Below are 860 nucleotides of genomic sequence, written 5' to 3'. Positions count from 1 at the left end.
TCGCAGCTGCAGGACGTGGCGAAGACGGCGGACGACACCGCGCACTTCTTCACGGCGACCGACGACCCGGACCAGGACGGCTACGGTGCATATGCCGATGGCATCAACGCCACGGCGGCCGGCGAAGCGACCAATGCGTACGGCGAAGGCGCATCGGCCTACGGCAGTGGCGCCAACGCGCAGGCCGACGGTGCGACGGCGGTGGGCTACAACGCCACGGCCGCCGGCCAGAACAGCGCCGCGTTCGGCCAGAACGCACAGGCGACCGGCCCGGCCGCGGTGGCGGTGGGCGGCAACGCGGTGGACGAGAACGGCGATCCGCTGATCACGATGAATGGCGAGCCGGTCGATACCGGCGCGACCAGCGCAGGCGTCGGCGGCACGGCACTGGGTGCCAGCGCCAGCGCGGACGGCTTTGCGGCGACGGCAGCGGGGCTGGGCGCGTACGCGGCCGGCGCGCAGTCTTCGGCGTTCGGTGCGGTGGCCAATGCGGTGGGCGACTACGCCACGGCGGTGGGCACCGCCTCCACGGCGGCGGGCACGAGCAGCACGGCGGTGGGTGAGTCGAGCCAGGCCCTGGGCGAGGAATCGACCGCGGTGGGTGGTGCGACTTTCTTCGGCCTGATTCCGACGCAAGCCAGCGGCACCGGTGCGGCGGCATTCGGCAACGGCGCGTGGGCGACCGGCGAGTACGCCACGGCGCTGGGCTGGAACAGCTACGCGGACGGCGACAGCTCGACGGCAGTGGGCGAAAGCGCCTATGCGATGGAACTGGGTGCGACGACGGTGGGCGCGCAGGCGGAATCCAACGGCGTGCAGTCGACGGCGATCGGTGCGGTGGCAGCAGCCGACGCGGACGG

Annotated in this window: 1 pseudogene; it reads left to right on the top strand. The window is 72.7% G+C overall.

Annotated elements, in window-relative coordinates:
- Positions 1-860: pseudogene (locus tag ABD679_RS15585) on the top strand (ESPR-type extended signal peptide-containing protein); the annotation flags it as partial.

It is taken from the genome of Luteimonas lutimaris (genome assembly GCF_039537065.1).
Classification (GTDB): domain Bacteria; phylum Pseudomonadota; class Gammaproteobacteria; order Xanthomonadales; family Xanthomonadaceae; genus Luteimonas; species Luteimonas lutimaris.
The sequence above is the reverse complement of the archived record's forward strand: the minus strand, read 5'-3'. Positions and strand labels throughout refer to the sequence as shown.